1 protein-coding gene is annotated in these 1,254 nt (G+C 58.3%); it reads right to left on the bottom strand.

Annotated elements, in window-relative coordinates:
* Window positions 1-189: 189 nt before the first annotated feature.
* Complete coding sequence (gene rdgC, locus M5B43_RS27155; protein WP_003172886.1) at window positions 190-1,110, bottom strand: recombination-associated protein RdgC; 921 nt, start codon at window positions 1,108-1,110, stop codon at window positions 190-192.
* Between the last annotated feature and the right edge of the window lie 144 nt (window positions 1,111-1,254).

The following is a 1,254-nucleotide window of genomic DNA, read 5'->3' as shown; positions in this document are numbered from 1 at the left end:
CTCTTTGGGGGCGCTACGCGCCCCAACGCGGGACAAGCCCGCTCGCCACCGGTTACCGGTTGCTCGTTCTAGCGCTTAACTGACTGGCATTGGGGCTTGCCCCCGATAGCAGGGTGTCAGCCAATGCATCGCTGACTGAACCATCGCCATCGGGGAAGGCCCCCTCCCACAATTTGATCCTCACACGGCTTAGATGCCTTGTGGGGTTTCTTCACCACCCAGTGCTTCAACCAACGCCGGCAGGAACTCGCCGAACGTCAGCATCATCAGGGTAAAGCTGGCGTCCAGTTGGCCCAGGGCCTCGTCGCCGCCGTCCTGTTCGGCCTGATCCTGCAGCAGGTCTTCGAACTTCAGGCGCTTGACGGTCATCTTGTCGTCGAGCATGAAGGACAGCTTGTCCTGCCAGGCCAGGGACAGTTGGGTCACCACTTTGCCGGTGGTGAGGTGCAGCTGGATTTCTTCGCCGGTCAGGTCCTGACGTTTGCAGCGGACAATGCCGCCGTCTTCGTGGGTGTCGCGCAGCTCGCATTCGTCGAGGACGAAGAAGTCATCGGCCGGTTTCTGAGTAGTGACCCAGTCGGTCATGATCGCGGTTGGCGCGGTTTTCACCGTGAGTGGGCGTACCGGCAAGGTGCCGATCACTTCACGCAGGGTGGACAGCAGGTCTTCGGCGCGCTTGGGGCTTGCCGAGTTCACCAGGATCAGGCCCTGTTTCGGCGCGATGGCGGCGAAGGTCGACGAACGACGAATAAAGGCGCGTGGCAGGAAAGCCTGGATGATTTCATCCTTGATCTGGTCGCGCTCCTTTTTATAGACCTTGCGCATTTGCTCGGCCTCGATCTCTTCGACTTTCTCTTTAAGGGCGTCACGCACTACGCTACCCGGCAGGATGCGTTCTTCCTTGCGAGCAGCGATCAGCAGGAAGTCACCGCTGACGTGAACCAGGGGAGCATCTTCACCTTTACCAAAAGGTGCGACGAAACCGTAAGTGGTCAACTCCTGGCTTGCACAAGGGCGCGCCAGTTTGGTGGCCATGGCCGCTTCCAACGCCTCGGCATCAACAGGCAGATCTTGGGTCAGGCGATAGATAAGCAGGTTCTTGAACCACATGGGGTGAGTCTCTCCTTTATACAAAGGTGGGCATTATTCTCTTGATAGCGCCTGAGGCCAACCCTGCCTAAGCCATTGGAAGGGCTGAAAAAAAAGATTTAAGAAAGTGCTTGCCAGACTTAGGGTCGCTCCGTAGAATGCGCG

Source organism: Pseudomonas sp. MWU15-20650, from assembly GCF_023242475.1.
In the GTDB taxonomy this organism is placed as follows: domain Bacteria; phylum Pseudomonadota; class Gammaproteobacteria; order Pseudomonadales; family Pseudomonadaceae; genus Aquipseudomonas.
This window is presented reverse-complemented; position numbering and strand designations above follow the sequence as displayed.